General features: G+C 73.3%; 13 protein-coding genes. 8 read left to right on the top strand and 5 right to left on the bottom strand.

From position 1 onward, the window contains the following. Positions 1 to 46: 46 nt before the first annotated feature. From SCNRRL3882_RS23125 to SCNRRL3882_RS23115, 3 genes are all read left to right on the top strand, one after another. Complete coding sequence (locus SCNRRL3882_RS23125) at positions 47 to 3,040, top strand: AfsR/SARP family transcriptional regulator (RefSeq protein ID WP_010035665.1); 2,994 nt, start codon at positions 47 to 49, stop codon at positions 3,038 to 3,040. Positions 3,041 to 3,257: 217 nt separating this feature from the next. Then, positions 3,258 to 3,443 carry a hypothetical protein gene (locus SCNRRL3882_RS23120; RefSeq protein WP_010035668.1) on the top strand — a complete coding sequence of 62 codons (186 nt, stop codon included), beginning with the start codon at positions 3,258 to 3,260 and terminating at the stop codon, positions 3,441 to 3,443. A 194-nt stretch (positions 3,444 to 3,637) separates the two neighbouring features. Then, on the top strand, positions 3,638 to 4,564 hold the full coding sequence (locus SCNRRL3882_RS23115; protein ID WP_010035670.1) for an SMP-30/gluconolactonase/LRE family protein: 927 nt from the start codon (positions 3,638 to 3,640) through the stop codon (positions 4,562 to 4,564). On the opposite strand, the gene SCNRRL3882_RS23110 is transcribed toward SCNRRL3882_RS23115, so the two are convergent. Then, the gene (locus tag SCNRRL3882_RS23110; RefSeq protein ID WP_040902653.1) at positions 4,554 to 6,164 is read right to left on the bottom strand and encodes a FadD3 family acyl-CoA ligase; all 1,611 of its coding nucleotides are present in this window, start codon (positions 6,162 to 6,164) and stop codon (positions 4,554 to 4,556) included. The genes SCNRRL3882_RS23115 and SCNRRL3882_RS23110 overlap by 11 nt on opposite strands. Before the next feature lie 105 nt (positions 6,165 to 6,269). Here SCNRRL3882_RS23110 and SCNRRL3882_RS23105 point away from each other — a divergent pair, with 105 nt between their 5' ends. The 4 genes from SCNRRL3882_RS23105 to SCNRRL3882_RS23090 all read left to right on the top strand — a co-directional run bounded on the left by SCNRRL3882_RS23105 (position 6,270) and on the right by SCNRRL3882_RS23090 (position 9,649). Further along, the gene (locus SCNRRL3882_RS23105; protein WP_010035673.1) at positions 6,270 to 7,430 is read left to right on the top strand and encodes a lipid-transfer protein; all 1,161 of its coding nucleotides are present in this window, start codon (positions 6,270 to 6,272) and stop codon (positions 7,428 to 7,430) included. 1 nt (position 7,431) lies between these two features. Then, on the top strand, positions 7,432 to 7,845 hold the full coding sequence (locus SCNRRL3882_RS23100; protein WP_010035674.1) for a Zn-ribbon domain-containing OB-fold protein: 414 nt from the start codon (positions 7,432 to 7,434) through the stop codon (positions 7,843 to 7,845). Beyond that, positions 7,842 to 8,615 (top strand): enoyl-CoA hydratase/isomerase family protein, encoded by a 774-nt coding sequence (locus tag SCNRRL3882_RS23095; RefSeq protein WP_040902656.1) that lies wholly within the window; start codon positions 7,842 to 7,844, stop codon positions 8,613 to 8,615. The genes SCNRRL3882_RS23100 and SCNRRL3882_RS23095 overlap by 4 nt, the downstream gene beginning before the upstream one ends. 83 nt (positions 8,616 to 8,698) lie before the next feature. Further along, positions 8,699 to 9,649 (top strand): alpha/beta fold hydrolase, encoded by a 951-nt coding sequence (locus SCNRRL3882_RS23090; protein ID WP_010035677.1) that lies wholly within the window; start codon positions 8,699 to 8,701, stop codon positions 9,647 to 9,649. Between the two features lie 30 nt (positions 9,650 to 9,679). Here the strand turns inward: SCNRRL3882_RS23090 and SCNRRL3882_RS23085 are convergent, their stop codons facing one another. Together SCNRRL3882_RS23085 and SCNRRL3882_RS23080 are read right to left on the bottom strand one after the other, a co-directional pair. Beyond that, positions 9,680 to 12,058, bottom strand: coding sequence for a PQQ-binding-like beta-propeller repeat protein (locus SCNRRL3882_RS23085; RefSeq protein ID WP_102514847.1), 2,379 nt, complete (start codon positions 12,056 to 12,058; stop codon positions 9,680 to 9,682). A gap of 222 nt (positions 12,059 to 12,280) precedes the next feature. Continuing rightward, positions 12,281 to 13,003, bottom strand: coding sequence for a VOC family protein (locus tag SCNRRL3882_RS23080; protein ID WP_173937280.1), 723 nt, complete (start codon positions 13,001 to 13,003; stop codon positions 12,281 to 12,283). A 122-nt stretch (positions 13,004 to 13,125) separates the two neighbouring features. Between SCNRRL3882_RS23080 and SCNRRL3882_RS23075 the strand changes: the two genes are divergently transcribed. Beyond that, the gene (locus SCNRRL3882_RS23075; RefSeq protein WP_010035683.1) at positions 13,126 to 13,773 is read left to right on the top strand and encodes a TetR family transcriptional regulator; all 648 of its coding nucleotides are present in this window, start codon (positions 13,126 to 13,128) and stop codon (positions 13,771 to 13,773) included. 90 nt (positions 13,774 to 13,863) lie between these two features. Here the strand turns inward: SCNRRL3882_RS23075 and SCNRRL3882_RS23070 are convergent, their stop codons facing one another. Both SCNRRL3882_RS23070 and SCNRRL3882_RS23065 read right to left on the bottom strand, forming a co-directional pair. Then, complete coding sequence (locus SCNRRL3882_RS23070; RefSeq protein WP_010035687.1) at positions 13,864 to 14,334, bottom strand: nitroreductase/quinone reductase family protein; 471 nt, start codon at positions 14,332 to 14,334, stop codon at positions 13,864 to 13,866. Then, the gene (locus tag SCNRRL3882_RS23065) at positions 14,331 to 15,512 is read right to left on the bottom strand and encodes an acyl-CoA dehydrogenase family protein (RefSeq protein ID WP_010035692.1); all 1,182 of its coding nucleotides are present in this window, start codon (positions 15,510 to 15,512) and stop codon (positions 14,331 to 14,333) included. The genes SCNRRL3882_RS23070 and SCNRRL3882_RS23065 overlap by 4 nt, the downstream gene beginning before the upstream one ends. Positions 15,513 to 15,613: the final 101 nt, after the last annotated feature.

The following is a 15,613-nucleotide window of genomic DNA, read 5'->3' as shown; positions in this document are numbered from 1 at the left end:
TACAAGGCAAACTGGCCTGGTTGCTCAGGATGTCTAGGGGGACTGCATGGACGGTGTACCGGACGGTGTACCGCGCGTACCGGAGCAGCGGCGTTCCGACTCCTCGGCGAAGCCGCCGGAGTCGGCGGGGGCGACGGCGCGGACGGCGCTGCGCTTCGGCGTGCTCGGACCGGTGCGCGCCTGGCGTGGCGACGAGCCGCTCACCACCGGTTCCCCCCAGCAGCGCGCCCTGCTCGCCGCCCTGCTGCTGCGCGAGGGCCGTACGGCCACGGCCGCGGAGCTGATCGACGCGCTGTGGGGCGAGGAACCGCCCTCGCAGGCCCTGGCGGCGCTGCGGACGTACGCCTCCCGGCTGCGCAAGGTGCTGGACCCCGGCGTCCTGGCCAGCGAATCCGGCGGATACGCGGTACGCGGCCTCGGCGACGGCGCCCTGGACCTGACCGTCGCCCAGGACCTGGCGACCGAGGCGGAGAAGGCCCGGTCCGCCGGCGACCTCTGCCACGCCCGGGAGGTGCTGCGGCGGGCCCTGGCCCTGTGGGACGGGGAGACACTGGCCGGCGTGCCGGGCCCGTACGCGGAGGCGCAGCGCGTCCGCCTGGAGGAGTGGCGGCTCCAGCTCACCGAGACCCGGCTGGACATGGACCTGGAGCAGGGCTGCCACGCGGAGGCCGTCTCGGAGCTCACGGCCCTCACCGCGGCCCATCCGCTGCGCGAGCGGCTCCGCGAGCTGCTGATGCTGGCGCTGTACCGCAGCGGCCGCCAGGCCGAGGCCCTCGCGGTGTACGCCGACACCCGGCGCCTGCTCGCCGACGAACTGGGCGTGGACCCGCGCCCCGGCCTGAGCGAACTGCAACAGCGGATCCTCCAGGCGGACCCGGGTCTCGCGGAGCCCTCCTCCCCGGCCCCCGAGCCGGCCGCCGTCCCGGTCCGTCCGGCACAGCTGCCCGCCACGGTCCCGGACTTCACCGGCCGCTCGGGTTTCGTGCGCGAGCTCGGCGACATCCTGGCCTCGGCCGAGAACCGGGTCATGGCGGTCTCGGCCCTGGCCGGCATCGGCGGCGTGGGCAAGACGACCCTCGCCGTGCACGTGGCCCACCAGGCGCGCGGGGCGTTCCCGGACGGACAGCTGTACGTCGATCTCCAGGGCGCGGGCGCCCGTGCGGCGGAGCCGGAGTCGGTCCTCGGCTCGTTCCTGCGCGCCCTCGGCACGGCCGACACGGCCATCCCCGACTCCCTGGAGGAGCGGGCGGCGCTGTACCGCTCGGTCCTGGCCGGGCGCCGCGTCCTGGTCCTGCTGGACAACGCCCGCGACGCCGCACAGGTACGTCCGCTGCTGCCCGGCACGGACGGCTGCGCCGCGCTGGTCACCTCCCGGGTGCGGATGGTGGACCTGGCGGGCGCCCATCTGATCGACCTGGACGTGATGTCGCCGGACGAGGCCCTCGCGCTGTTCACGAAGATCGTGGGCGAGGAGCGGGTGGCGTCCGAGCGGAAGGCCGCCCTGGACGTCGTCGCGGCCTGCGGCTTCCTGCCGCTGGCGATCCGCATCGCCGCCTCCCGCCTGGCGGCCCGCCGTACCTGGACGGTGTCGGTCCTCGCGGCGAAGCTCGCCGACGAGCGCCGCCGCCTGGACGAACTCCAGGCCGGCGACCTGGCGGTGAAGGCCACCTTCGAACTGGGCTACGGCCAGCTGGAGCCCGCCCAGGCCCGCGCCTTCCGCCTGCTGGGCCTGGCCGACGGTCCGGACATCTCCCTCCCGGCCGCGGCTGCGGTCCTGGACCTGCCCGTGGAGGACACCGAGGACCTCCTGGAGTCCCTGGTGGACACGTCCCTGCTGGAGTCGGCCGCTCCCGGCCGCTACCGCTTCCACGATCTGGTACGGCTCTACGCGCGTGCCTGTGCGGAAAGGGACGAGCTGCCACCGAGCGAGCGGGGGGCGGCGCTGTCGCGGCTGCTGGACTTCTACCTGGCGTCCGCGGCCGGGGTGTACGCGATCGAGCGGCCCGGCGACGGGCTGGTGGACCATCTGGAGCCGGCCTCGTACCCGGGGCTGCGGTTCGACAGCCGGCACGCGGCGCAGGACTGGCTGTACGCGGAGGCCATCTGCCTGCTCGCGTGCGTGCGCCAGTCCGCGGGGCGGCCGGACACCCTCCCCCGGGCGATCGACCTGCTGTGGGCCGCCCACGACCTCTCCGAGTCGGGAGCCAACTCCCGGGAGTACGAGGCGACGGCCGAGGCGCTCCTGGACGCGGCGCGGCAGTTCGGCCTCGCGCGGGCGGAGGCCCGGGCGCTCATGACGCTCGTCAACGTCCACCACGTCGGCGGCCGCTTCGAGCGGGCGGACCAGGAGGCGGAACGGGCCATCGTCCTCGCGCAGCAGGCCGGCGACCTGCTGCCCGTCTGCTGGGCCGGCAACGCGCGCGGCATCATCGCGCTGTACCAGAACCGGCACGAGGACGGCGAGGAACACCTCTCCCGGGCCATCGAGCACTTCCGGGCGCTGGGCGACCGCCCCGGCGAGGCCGCGGCGCTGTGCAACCTGTCCCGGATCCACCTCGCGACCGGGCGGACCCAGAGCGCGGTCGCACTCGCCCAGGAGGGCATCGGCATCTATGACGCCATGGGCAACTCCATGCGCGGGGCGAACGCCCGCTACGCCCTCGGTCTCGCCCTCACCCAGAGCGGCGAGCTGGGCGACGCGGCCGAGCGGCTCCAGGAGGCGCTGGAGGTGTTCCGGGACAGCAGGCAGCGCCTGTGGGAGGGCATGAGCCTGTTCCGGCTGGCCGAGGTTGATCTCGCCGCCCGGCGTCCCGCACAGGCCGCCGCCAACGCCGAGATGGCCCTCACCGTGCTGCGCGGCATCGGCGGGGAGTGGCGGCGGGGCAACGTCCTCACCGTCCTCGGCCGCGCGCTCAGCGGCATAGGGCAAACCGGCCGGGCCCAGGTCTGCTGGCAGGAGGCGGCGGCGATCTACGAGGAGCTGGGCTCGCCCGAGGCCGCCGAGGTGCGCGCGTTGCTGTCGCCGGTGCGCGCGGCCTGAGGTCCGGCGCACGCGTTCATCATTCGTTTATCGCCGCCCGCCATGCTCGACGTAGTCGATCCGTCGCGTCGGGGGGCAGACGGGTCACTGCACAGGGGCGCGCATCGCCGAACCGGGCGGTGCGGCCCGGGCGGGCCCGTCCGGTCACCCTCGGGGGAGTGACCGGGCGGGCCCGCCGACCTCACTGCTTGATCCATGCCAAGGGGAGTTGACGATCATGGGCGACGAGCTCAAGCCGCAGGACCTGCACGCCACGGGCGGCACGGACGGCCAGGCCTCGACGGAGGACCTGCACGCCACGGAGGAGGGGACCGTGACGACGCAGGACCTGCACGCCACCGACGAGCCGCTGGAGACCAAGGACCTGCACGCCACGTCGGAGCCGTTCAAGCCGACGAAGTAGGCGGTCCGCGCAGGCGACGGGGGAAGGCGACGGGGGAACCACACGGGGTTCGGCCGCGGCGGCGCGGAGGGGGAGCCGTCGCGGCCGATGTGTGCCCGGTGTCCGCCCGGTGTCGACCGGGACATCCGGTACCCCCGCGCGTCATAGTGGGTCCGGCAGATCAGCAGTCGGCCCGACGGTGAAGGTGGCGCCCCATGCCCGGCGAGCAGCCGCAGTTGTACGAGACGCTCGACGAGCGGTTCCGGACCGGCCGGTGCCAGGCGGGGGACTCGCGGCTGGAGACGCTGTTCGAGGGGTGCCGGTGGGCCGAGGGGCCGGTGTACGTGCCGGCCGGACGGTATCTGCTGTGGAGCGACATCCCGAACGACCGGCTGCTCCGCTGGGACGAGACCACCGGGTCCGTCGGAGTCTTCCGCTCGCCCGCCGGGTACCCCAACGGCAACACCCTGGACGGCCAGGGCCGTCTCATCACCTGCGAGCAGGGCAACCGGCGGGTCACCCGGACCGAGCACGACGGCTCGGTCACCGTGATCGCCGACCGGTTCCGGGGGAAGCGGCTCAACAGCCCGAACGACGCCGTGGTGAGGTCCGACGGCTCGGTGTGGTTCTCCGATCCCGAGTTCGGGATCGCGACCGACTACGAGGGGCACCGCGGGGAGAGCGAGATCGGAGCCCGGAACGTCTACCGCGTGGACCCCCGCAGCGGCGAGGTGCGGCCGGCCGCCGAGGGTTTCCAGGGCCCCAACGGGCTGGTGTTCTCCCCCGACGAGCGCAAGCTGTACGTGTCGGACAGCCTGGCCAATCACATCCGCGTCTTCGACGTCCGGCCGAACGGCACCCTGACCGGCGGCGACGTCTTCGCCGAGTGCCACGACGGCAACTTCGACAACATCCGGTTCGACGACGAGGGGCGCCTGTGGGCCGCCGCCATGCACGGCGGTGTGCACTGTTACGACCCCGACGGCACGCTCCTCGGCCGCGTCCTGGTGCCCGGCACCGTCGCCAACATCCGGTTCGGCGGCGCCCGGCGCAACCGGCTGTTCATCGCGGCCGACAGCACCCTGTACTCCCTCGTCATGTCCGTCACCGGGACCCCTCCGCTGCCGCCGGTCAGCCGCTGAGGAGGCCGTCCCGCAGCGCTCCCTTCACGACCTTCCCGCTCGCGTTGCGGGGCAGCTCCGCCACGAACTCCACCGTCCTCGGGACCTTGTAGTTCGCCATCTCCCTGCGGGACCAGGCGATCAGGTCGTCCGCCGTCAGCAGGGCGCCCGGCCGCCGTACGACGTAGGCCCTGCCGACCTCCCCCAGCCGGGCGTCGGGCACGCCGATCACGGCCACGTCCGCCACGTCCGGGTGGAGGTTCAGGAGTTGCTCTATCTCGGCGGGGTAGGCGTTGAAGCCGCCGACGATGAACATGTCCTTGAGGCGGTCGGTGATGCGCAGGTTGCCCGCGGCGTCCAGGACGCCCACGTCGCCCGTGCGCAGCCAGCCGTCCTCCGACAGCACCTCGGCGGTGGCCGCCGCGTCCTCGTGGTAGCCGGTCATGACGTTGAAGCCGCGGACCAGGACCTCGCCCGGTGTGCCGGGCCCCAGGGGCTCACCCCGGGAGTCCACGACCCGGATCTCCGTGCCGGGGATCGCGCGGCCCGACGTCGACGCGATCACCGCCGGGTCGTCGCCGCGCCGGCACATCGTGACGACGCCGCCGGCCTCGGAGAGGCCGTAGGCCGTCAGGACCGTGTCGATGCCGAGTTCCCCGCGCAGCCGCTCGACGAGTCCCAGCGGCACCACCGCCGCTCCCGTCACCACGAGACGCAGGTCCGACAGGTCGTGCGCGTCCCGGGCCGGGTGGTCCAGGAGGGACTGCAGGAGCGTCGGGGGGCCGGGGAGCACGGAGACCCGTTCGGCCGCGAGGTTGGCCAGGACCGTGTCCACGTTGAACACCGGCTGGGGGATCATCGTCGCGCCCCGCATCAGACAGGCGAGCACCCCGGCCTTGTAGCCGAAGGTGTGGAAGAACGGGTTGACGATGAGGTAGCGGTCGCCCCGGCTCAGACCCGCCAGCTCGCTCCAGATCTCGTACGCCCGCAGCGTCTGGGCGTGGGTGATGACCGCGCCCTTCGGGCGGCCCGTCGTGCCCGAGGTGAAGACGATGTCCGAGGGCCGGGAGCCGTCGACCGCGTCCGCCCTGGCCCGCACCTGTGCCGCACCGACCGCCTCTCCGCTCGCCAGGAAGTCCTTCCAGGTGCGGAAGTCCACCGGGGCGTCCTCCGCGAGGACCACCACGTGCTCCAGGTCCGGCAGACCGGGCAGCGGTCCGGTGCCCGGGCCGTGTCCCGCCGCTCGGCGCAGCGAGGCCACGTACGACGTGCCGAGGAACGTGCCCGTCACGAACAGCAACCGCGCCCCGCTGCGGCGCAGCACGTCCGCCGCCTCCGCGCCCTTGAAGCGGGTGTTCAGCGGCACGAGCACCGCACCGGCCGAGATCGCGCCCAGCGCGCTGACGATCCAGTCGAGCGTGTTCGGCGCCCAGATGCCGACCCGGTCGCCCGGTCCGACGCCGTTCGCCAGACAGGCCGCCGCCGCGCGCTCCGCGCGGGCGCCCAGCTCCGCGTAGGTGATCCGGGTGCGGCCCTCGACGACCGCCTCGACGTCCGCGTACCGCTCGGCCGCCGTCCGCACCAGGCCCGGGATGCTTCCCCACTCCGTATCCGCTCGCACCGCAAGCCTCCCCAGCAGTAGCCGGCACAGGAGCTGACTCTCCGTCAGATTAGCTGTAATCTGACGGTCTGTCAGCGAACCGTTCGGCCCGGAGGTGCGCGCAGCATGGCAGCAGGATCGGGCGGCATCAAGGACGCCACCGCCATCGTCGGCATAGGCCAGACGCCCTTCGCCAAGCGGCTCCCCGAGGACGAGCGCACCCTCGCCTGCCGTGCCGTCCTGGCCGCCCTCGACGACGCCGGGATCGCGCCCGGCGAGGTCGACGCCCTCGCCTCCTACACCATGGAGGAGACCGACGAGGTGGAGCTGGCGAAGGCCTGCGGCTTCGGTGACCTCACCTTCTTCAGCAAGGTCGGCTACGGGGGCGGCGGTTCCTGTGCGACCGTGGCCCATCTCGCCGCCGCCGTCGCCACCGGGCAGGCGAGCGTCGGCGTCGCCTGGCGGTCGCGCAAGCGGGGCAGCGGGCCCCGGCCCTGGACGAACACCGCCGTCCAGCTGCCGACCCCGGCCCAGTGGACCCGGCCGTTCGGGCTGCTCAGGCCGGTCGACGAGATCGCGATGCTCGCCCGGCGCTACATGCACGAGTACGGGGCCACCCGGGACCACCTGTTCAACGTCGCCCTGGCCTGCCGGAACCGGGCCAACCAGAACCCGGCCGCGATCATGTACGACCGGCCCCTGACCCGCGAGATGTACATGACGTCCCGGTGGATCAGCGAACCCCTGTGCCTCTTCGACAACTGCCTGGAGACGGACGGGGCACTGGCCTGCGTCGTCGTCTCCGCCGAGCGCGCCCGGGACTGCCGCCGCAAGCCCGTCTACGTCCACTCCGCCGCGCAGTCGCTCCCGGCCCAGCACCACGGCATGGTCAACTACTGGAACGACGACCCCCTCACCGGCCCGGCCTGGACCGCCGCCCGGCATCTGTGGAAGCACTCCGACCTGACGCCGCAGGACGTGGACGTCGCCCAGATCTACGACGCCTTCACCCCCCTGGTCCTGCTGTCCCTGGAGGGCTACGGCTTCTGCGGGCGGGGCGAGGGCGGGGCGTTCACCGAGGGCGGGGCGCTGGAGATCGGCGGGCCGCTGCCCGTGAACACCGGCGGGGGCGGCCTGTCCGAGGCCTATGTGCACGGCTTCAACCTCGTCAACGAAGGGGTGAAGCAGTTGCGCGGGACCAGTACCGCGCAGGTCCCGGGCGCCTCGGCCTGCCTGGTCACCGCGGGCGAGGGCGTCCCGACCTCCGCTGTGCTGCTGAGGAGTTGACATGCTGCGTCCCGTCACCGACACCGACGGCGCCCCCTTCTGGGAGTACGCCGCCCGGGGCGAGCTCCGCGTCCAGGCCTGCGCCGGCTGCGGTGAGCTCCGTTTCCCGCCGCGGCCCTGCTGCCCGCACTGCCAGTCCTTCGAGGGCGAGTGGCGCCGGATGTCCGGCCGGGGCCGCGTCTGGTCCTACGTCGTTCCGCATCCGCCGCTGCTGCCCGGCTATGCCGAACTGGCGCCGTACAACGTGGTGGTCGTCGAACTCGACGAGGCGCCGCGCATCCGGCTCGTCGGCAACCTCGTCGCCGGTCCCGGTGAGCCGCTCGGCTCCCTTGCGGCGGACCGCCTGAGGATCGGCGCCCGGGTGCGGGCCGTCTTCGACGACGGGCTTCCCCGGTGGGTTCCGGAGCGGTCATGAGCAGGGTGCTGGTCAGCGCCGACAAGGACAGCGGGGTCGCCGTCGTCACCCTGAACCGGCCCGACCGGCTCAACGCCGTCGACCTGGAGATGGCCGGTGATCTCGCCCGGGTCTGGCAGGAGTTGCGGTTCGACGACTCCGTGCGGGCCGTCGTCCTCACCGGTGCCGGTGAGCGCGCCTTCTGCACGGGCATCGACCGGGACGCCGTCGTACCGCAGCCGAACTCGCCGTACGCGCAGGACGATCCGCTGCTCGGCATCGGGCCGAAGGCGAACGACCTGTGGAAGCCGGTCGTCGCCGCCGTCCGCGGAATGGCCTGCGGGGGTGCCTTCTACCTGCTCGGGGAGGCGGAGTTCCTGGTCGCCGACACCACCGCCGCCTTCTTCGACCCGCACACCGCCTACGGCATGGTCAGCGCCTACGAGTCCGTCCTCATGGCGCAGCGCATGCCGTACGGGGAGGTCGCGCGGATGGCGTTGATGGGCACGGCGGAGCGGATCTCCGCGCGGCGGGCGTACGAAGTGGGTCTGGTGTCCGAACTCGTGGCGGAGGGCGAGGCGTTGGGGGCGGCGCGGGTGTGCGCCACCGTCCTCGCCGGGTTCCCGACCGAGGCCGTGCAGGGGACCGTGCGGGCGCTGTGGGCCGCGAGTGAGGCGGGGCGGTCCCGGGGGTTCGCGCAGGCGCCGCATCTGATCGCGCTCGGGAACGCGACGGGTGAGGAACAGGCCCGGCTGTTCGCGGGGCGACGGCGTGAGTACCGGTTGCGTTGAGGTACCCGTTGCGCGGAGGGCCGGTTGCGTCAGGGAATCGTTTACCCGTACACGCGTATGCTCGACGGGTGGTTGAGCATCGGATGATCGACGTGAACGGCATACGGCTGCACATCGCGGAGCAGGGCGAGGGCCCGCTCGTGGTGCTGCTGCACGGGTTCCCGGAGTCCTGGCACTCCTGGCGGCACCAGTTCGGGCCGCTGGCCGAGGCCGGTTTCCGGGTGGTCGCGCCCGACCAGCGCGGATACGGGCGCAGCGATCACCCCGAGGACGTGGCGGCGTACAGCATCCTGCACCTGGTGGGCGACGTGGTCGGGCTGGTCCACGCGCTGGGCGAGGAGCGGGCGTTCGTCGTCGGGCACGACTGGGGCGCGCCGGTGGCCTGGCACACCGCGCTGCTGCGGCCGGACGTGGTGCGCGGGGTCGCCGGGCTGAGCGTGCCGCCGCCGTTCCGTGGCGCGCAGCCGCCCCTGAGGACCATGCGGGAGCGGTTCGAGGGGCGCTTCTACTGGAACTACTTCGAGCAGCCGGGTGTCGCCGAAGCCGAATTCGAGACCGACACCCGTGCCACCCTGCGCAAGCTGCTGTACTCCGCCTCCGGTGACGCCCCGGGCGCCGGACGCCCCGAGCAGGCCCTGGTCGACCTGGACCGCGGCTGGCTGGCGGACGCGCCCGACCCCGAGGTGCTGCCCGGGTGGCTGACCGAGGAGGACCTCGACGCCCTCACCGACAGCTACGCGCGGGGCTTCACCGGCGCGCTCAACTGGTACCGCAACCTGGACCGCAACTGGGAGCTGACCGCCCCCTGGCAGGGAGCGGTCGTGTCCCCGCCGGCGCTGTACGTGTACGGCGACCGCGACCTGGTCCCGGCCTTCCCGGGCACGCCCGAACTGATCGAGAAACTCCCCGAGTTGATGCCGAACCTGCGCCGGAAGCCGCTGGTACTGCCGGGCTGCGGCCACTGGACGCAGCAGGAGCGGCCCACCGAGGTGAACGAGGCGCTGCTGGACTTCCTGACGGAGCTGCGGGACTGACGCCTGGTGCGGACACCCCCTGGAGGTGTCCTAGCTCGTGCGCGCCGTGCCCGTGCCCTTCTCCGCGTCCAGCGCGTACACGCAGCGGTCCTTGCTGCACGCGTACACCACCCCGTCCCGGACGACCGGGGAGCCGGTGATCTCGCCGCCGGTGGCGAGCTTCCAGCGGAGCCGCCCGTCGTCGGCCTTCAGGGTGTAGAGCAGGTGGTCGGTGGAGCCGAAGTGGATACGGCCCTCGGCCACCGAGGGGGCGCCCACGATGTCGCCGCCCGCCTGGAAGCGCCACTTGGGTGTGCCGGTGACCGCGTCGAGGGTGTAGAGGCCCTTGCCGCTGCCCACGTGGACATGGCCTGCGGCGACCAGGACGGGGTCGACGCAGGCCCGGGACTCGGTGGCGATGCGCCAGCGGTCCCGGCCGTCGGTGGCGTCGAGGGCGTAGACCGTGCCGAGGTAGTCGGCCAGGTAGATGCCGCCGCCGGTGACGGCCGGGCCGGGGACGAAGGTGGGCGGGGAGAGGAAGACGGCCGGCGCCTCGAAGTGCCACTTCACGTGCCCGGCGGCCACGTCGAGGGCGAGGACGCGGGTGCCGGCGCAGACGTAGACGTACCCGTCGGACGCCTGGGCGACCCGGACCGGGACGCCGCCGCAGGAGGCCGCGTCGCCGATGGGGTACGACCAGCGCTCGTCGCCGGTGCGGGCGTCCAGGGCACGCAGCCGGGCGTCCTGCCACACGTAGACCGTGCCGTCGTGCAGGGCGGGTCCGGCCTCGGGCGACTCGAAGTCGCTCTGGCAGCCGGTGACCTCCCAGAGCTTCTGGCCGTTCGAGGCCTCCCAGCCCTGGACACCGCCGCCGCGGGTGCCGGTGACGACCGTGCCGCGTTCGGCCTTGAGCGAGTAGACCCAGGCGTCCGTCTGGAGACGCCAGAGGTCGGCGCCCTCGCGGGCGTCGAGGGCGAACAGCGTGGGCCCGTCGGAGGCGTGGATACGGCCGTCCGCGACCGCCATGGACCAGGCGACGTCCCGGGTCTTGAAGCGGCGGCGGCCGGTGGCCACGTCCAGCGCGTGTACCTCGAACGAGGTGACGTAGACCAGGTCGCCGTCGACGGACGGGGTGCCCCAGACGTCGTTCGACATGCGGAAGCGCCAGGGCCGCCAGCCGCTCGCCTGCTCGGGTGGCGCGGCCGGGGCCGGGGGCGCGGCGACGGCGGGGCCCACGGCGGGGTCGGTGCCGTTGACGCCGGGGCGGGGCTTGGACCAGGAGGCGGCGAGGGCGGCCTCCGGAGGGGGCGCCTTGACGGCGGCGGCACGGACGTCGGCCACGCGCGGGCCCGGCCCGATGGGCACCTGGGCGCCGGCCAGCCGCACCGGGCCGGTGTCGGGGCCGCCGACGGGTGCGGGCGCGGGCGCCGGGACGACGGGGTCGTGCGAGGGCGGGGGCGGGATGGGGGCGGGGCCCGGGGCGGGGCGTCCGCCGCCGCTGCGGCCGGCGCCGGGGGCGGGCTTGCCGGCCGGGCGGCCGTTGCGGCGGGACTCGATCAGGCTCACCGCCCGCTCGGGCAGCCACGCGGACGCCGTGCCGCTGTCGTCGGAGCCGGAGCCGAAGAGGTGGGGCGCCAGCTGGGCCTGGAGGTCGGCCGGGTTGGGGCGGGCCGTGGGGTCCATCTGCATGCAGGACTCGATGAGCGGCCGCAGCTCGTCCGGGAGACCCTCCAGGTCCGGGCCCTCGCGCAGCAGCATGAAGACCGTTTCGACCGGGTTGGCGCCGTGGAAGGGCGGGTGTCCCGTGGCGGCGAAGACCAGCATGGAGCCGAGGGAGAAGACGTCGCTCGCGCCCGTGACGCTGCGGGAGTCCTTGGCCTGCTCGGGGGACATGTAGGCGGGCGTGCCGACGGCGACGTTCGTCATCGTCAAACGCGTGTTCGAAACGCCCGACGCGATACCGAAGTCGATCACCCGGGGGCCGTCCTCCACGACCAGGACGTTCGACGGCTTCAGGTCCCGGTGCACCAGCCCGGCGCCGTGGATGGACTGGAGCGCCTCGGCCACGCCCGCCGCCAGCCAGCGCACCGCCTGGGCCGGCAGCGGCCCGCAGTCGTTCACTATCTCTTCGAGGGAGGGCGCGGGAACGTACGCGGTGGCGAGCCACGGCACGGCGGCGCGCGGATCGGCGTCCACGACCGCGGCCGTGTAGAAGCCGGAGGCGGCCCGGGCCGCCTCCACCTCACGGGTGAAGCGCACCCGGAACAGCTGGTCCTCGGCCAGCTCCGTCCGGACGGTCTTGATCGCCACGCGCCGGCCGGACGCCGAGCGCGCGAGATAGACCAGCCCCATGCCGCCGGCACCCAGCCGTCCCAGCACCTCGAACGGCCCGATCCGCCGCGGATCGTGCTGCGTCAGCTGATCCACCACTCTGCCTGCCACCTCCCCGTACGAGCCGCGCCAAGCCACATGTTCCACGCGACCCCGTGCAGCGTCTCACCACCGCACCGCCATGGCGGCACGCACCCTGATTCTTCCTGGCCGGAGCCCTGGTTGCGAACCCGGTGACAATTGGGATGTCTCCGTACGCAAGCGATCAAATGATGACCAAACACTGCCTGATCAGCCCTGCTCAGCCCGGCACGGCCCTGCTCAGCGGTGCAGCAGCGCGAAGGACGCCCCCTGATTGTCCGTGACGACGGCGACCGTCCCGTACGAGGTCTGGAAGGGCGGGGCCTGGATCCGGCCACCGAGCCGGGTGACGTCCTCCAGCGCGGCCGGGACGTCCTCGACGGCGAAGTGGACGAGGAGATGGGGCGGCATCTCGGCCGGGAACACGTCGGAGACCGGGGCGCGGCCGAAGTCGGGCTCGGCGTCCGGTCCGAACAGGGCCTCCTGGAAGAGATCGCCGTAGAAGGCGTTGGCCGCCTCGGTGTCCCGGGCGTACAGCTCGGCCCAGGCGAAGGTGCCCGGCTCGTGCCGCCTGCCGAAGCCGGGGTGCTCGCCCGGCTGCCACAGGGCGAAGACGGCCCCCTCCGCGTCGGTGACCAGAGCGGTGACGCCCAGCTCGCCGGCCGGCACCGGCGCCGAGACGACCTGCCCGCCGGCCGCCCTGATACGCCGGACCAGGGCCGCCGCGTCCGGGGTCGCGAAGTACACGGTCCAGACGGTGGGCAGCCGGCCGTCCATCTTGCGGACCAGCGCGGCCACGGGTTCACCGTCCTTCAGCGCCTGCGCGAAAGGGCCGAACCAGTCCTCGAAGGTCCACCCGAAAAGTTCACCGTAGAACCGCTTGCCCGCCTCGACGTCGGGAAGCTGCGCGTCCACCCAGCAGGGAACGCCCTCTGCGTACACCGATGCCCTGTTTTCGGCCATGTCGACAACGTAACCGCGACCGCCGCAGCCCGCAGACCAGGCACACCAGCCCCCGCACTCCCTTACACCCCATTTGCAGTCGGCCGAATCGCGCCCCGATCACGCCTCGGTAAGCTGACGGCATGACAGGACAAGTGCGTACCGTCGACGGCCGCGTGGCCGGCCGGCGTGGGCAGGCGACCCGGCAGAAGCTGCTCGACTGCCTCAGCGAGATGCTCAGCTCCTCCCCGTACCGGGACGTCAAAGTCATCGATGTCGCCCGGAAGGCGGGCACTTCGCCCGCGACCTTCTACCAGTACTTCCCGGACGTCGAGGGCGCCGTCCTGGAGATCGCCGAGCAAATGGCGACCGAGGGCGCCGCGTTGACCGAGCTCCTCCAGGGCCGCTCCTGGGCCGGCAAGGCCGGCTGGCAGACGGCGCAGGAACTCGTCGACGGGTTCCTGGAGTTCTGGCGCAAGAACGACGCGATCCTCCGGGTCGTCGATCTCGGCGCCGCCGAGGGCGACAAGCGCTTCTACAAGCTCCGGATGAAGATCCTCAACTCGGTGAACAACTCCCTCGCGGACGCCGTCGCCGAACTCCAGGCCAAGGGCAGGGTCGACAAGGACGTGAACCCGGCGGCCGTCGCCGGTTCGCTGGTGGCGATGCTCGCGGCCGTCGCCTCCCACCAGAAGGGCTTCTCCTCCTGGGGCGTCAAGCAGGCCGAACTGAAGCCGAACCTCGCACTCTTGGTGCACCTGGGCGTCACGGGCAGGAAGCCGACGAAGTAACCCGGCCCGCCGACCCCGGCCTTTTCCCGCACCCAAGTCCTGTCTGCCAGGCGGCGGTCCACCCGAGTGGACCGCCGCCTGTTGCGCTTTCTACCTTCGTACGATCCTGAACAAGCGGATCTCCCGCTCCACCCGCGCCTGATACGCCGCGTACGGCGGCCAGAACGCCAGCACCGCCTGCCAGGCCGCCGCCCGCTCCGCCCCCTCCAGCAGCCGGGCCGTGACCGGGATGTCCTGGCCCTTCCAGCTGATGCGGGCGTCGGGATGCGCGAGCAGGTTGTGGCTCCAGGCGGGGTGCCCCGGCCGCCCGAAGTTGGACCCGACGAGGAGCCAGCTGCGCCCGTCCTCCTCCGGCATACAGGCCAGCGGTGTACGACGGGGCCGGCCGCTCCTCGCCCCGGTCGAGGTCAGCACCACACCCGGCAGGAGCTGCGCGCTGAGCAGCACCTTTCCGCGCGTGAGCCGGTGCACGGCCCGGTCCAGGGCCGGGAAGACGTACGGCGCCAGCCGCGCGAAACCCCGCGTGGAGGACACCTTCTGCACGAACCGCACGCCCCTCATCGGCCGGCCTCCTCGAAGACGTGCGCCACGTCGGCGGCGTGCGCCCGCAGCCGGTGCACCGGCCCGAACAGCAGCTCGTCGCCCGCGGCACGCTTGAAGTACAGGTGAACCTCGTGCTCCCAGGTGAAACCGATGCCGCCGTGCAGCTGGATCCCCTCGGCGGCGGCCGAGCGCAGGGCCTGGAGCGCCTGGGCGAGCGCGAGGCCGCCGACCGGCTCGCCGTGGGAGGCGGCCCAGGCCGCGTAGTACGCCGCCGAGCGGGCCGCCTGCACCTGGACGTACACGTCGGCCAGCCGGTGCTTGACCGCCTGGAAGGAGCCGACCGGCCGTCCGAACTGCTCCCGCCGCCCGACATACTCGACGGTCCGCTCCAGCACCCGGTCGGCGGCCCCCACGGCCTCGGCGGCGAGACAGGCGGCCGCGGTGCCGCCGAGCCGGGCGAGGGCGGGGAGGGAGTCGGTGTCAGCGCCGCCCAGCAACTCAGCCGGCACATCTCGCAGTTGGAGGCGCGCCTGCGGACGGGTCGCGTCCAGTGCGGTCTGCCGTACGCGGGTGACACCGGCCGCGTCACCACGCACGAGGAAGAGCAGGACGCGGGAGCGGGCGAAGCCGCCGCTGTGCGCGGCGACCAGGAGCAGGTGAGCACTGTGCCCGTCGAGGACCTGGTCGGCCTGCCCGTACAGCCGCCAGCCGCCGTCGATCCGCCGGGCCTGCACGCCCCCGGCCCGTCCGCCGCCGGCCCACTCCCCGCGCGGGTCGTGGCCGGTGAGCCCGAGGGCGGTGGCGAGGGCGGGCCCCGGCACCGCGAGCGCGGCGGTGAGCCTGCCGGAGGCGATACCCGGGAGGAGGTTCGCGCGCTGGGAGTCGGTGCCGAGGGCGAGCAGCAGCGGTGCCGTGAGGACGGCCGTGGCGAGCAGCGGGGAGGGGGCGAGGACCCGGCCCGTCTCCTCGCAGGCCAGGGCCAGCTCGGTGACCGAGCAGCCGACACCGCCGTGGGCCTCGGGGAGGGCCAGTCCGGGCAGGCCGAGCTGTTCGGCGAGGGCGGTCCACAGGGCCGGGTCGTACCCGGCCGGGGTGCCGACGGCGGCCCGCAGCTCCTCGGGGCCGGAGCGCTTGTGGAGCAGTTCGCGCAGGGTGCGGCGGATCTCGTCCTGTTCGGCGGTGAAGCGGGCGTCCATGGGGGATCTACCTCTCTCCACATCTGACGGTGCGTCATATTAGGGCGGAGGGGCGGGGATGCCCAGAGTCCTGCCGCTCCCGCCGACGGGCATATCTGATG

Origin of the sequence: Streptomyces chartreusis NRRL 3882 (assembly GCF_900236475.1) — a bacterium.
Taxonomy (GTDB): Bacteria; Actinomycetota; Actinomycetes; order Streptomycetales; family Streptomycetaceae; genus Streptomyces; species Streptomyces chartreusis_D.
This window is presented reverse-complemented; position numbering and strand designations above follow the sequence as displayed.

Coding starts and splice junctions, on each gene's coding strand:
- SCNRRL3882_RS23125 (WP_010035665.1), top strand. CDS start 47: ATGGACGGTGTACCGGACGGTGTACCGCGCGTACCGGAGCAGCGGCGT.
- SCNRRL3882_RS23120 (WP_010035668.1), top strand. CDS start 3,258: ATGGGCGACGAGCTCAAGCCGCAGGACCTGCACGCCACGGGCGGCACG.
- SCNRRL3882_RS23115 (WP_010035670.1), top strand. CDS start 3,638: ATGCCCGGCGAGCAGCCGCAGTTGTACGAGACGCTCGACGAGCGGTTC.
- SCNRRL3882_RS23105 (WP_010035673.1), top strand. CDS start 6,270: ATGGCAGCAGGATCGGGCGGCATCAAGGACGCCACCGCCATCGTCGGC.
- SCNRRL3882_RS23100 (WP_010035674.1), top strand. CDS start 7,432: ATGCTGCGTCCCGTCACCGACACCGACGGCGCCCCCTTCTGGGAGTAC.
- SCNRRL3882_RS23095 (WP_040902656.1), top strand. CDS start 7,842: ATGAGCAGGGTGCTGGTCAGCGCCGACAAGGACAGCGGGGTCGCCGTC.
- SCNRRL3882_RS23090 (WP_010035677.1), top strand. CDS start 8,699: ATGATCGACGTGAACGGCATACGGCTGCACATCGCGGAGCAGGGCGAG.
- SCNRRL3882_RS23080 (WP_173937280.1), bottom strand. CDS start 13,003: ATGGCCGAAAACAGGGCATCGGTGTACGCAGAGGGCGTTCCCTGCTGG.
- SCNRRL3882_RS23075 (WP_010035683.1), top strand. CDS start 13,126: ATGACAGGACAAGTGCGTACCGTCGACGGCCGCGTGGCCGGCCGGCGT.
- SCNRRL3882_RS23070 (WP_010035687.1), bottom strand. CDS start 14,334: ATGAGGGGCGTGCGGTTCGTGCAGAAGGTGTCCTCCACGCGGGGTTTC.
- SCNRRL3882_RS23065 (WP_010035692.1), bottom strand. CDS start 15,512: ATGGACGCCCGCTTCACCGCCGAACAGGACGAGATCCGCCGCACCCTG.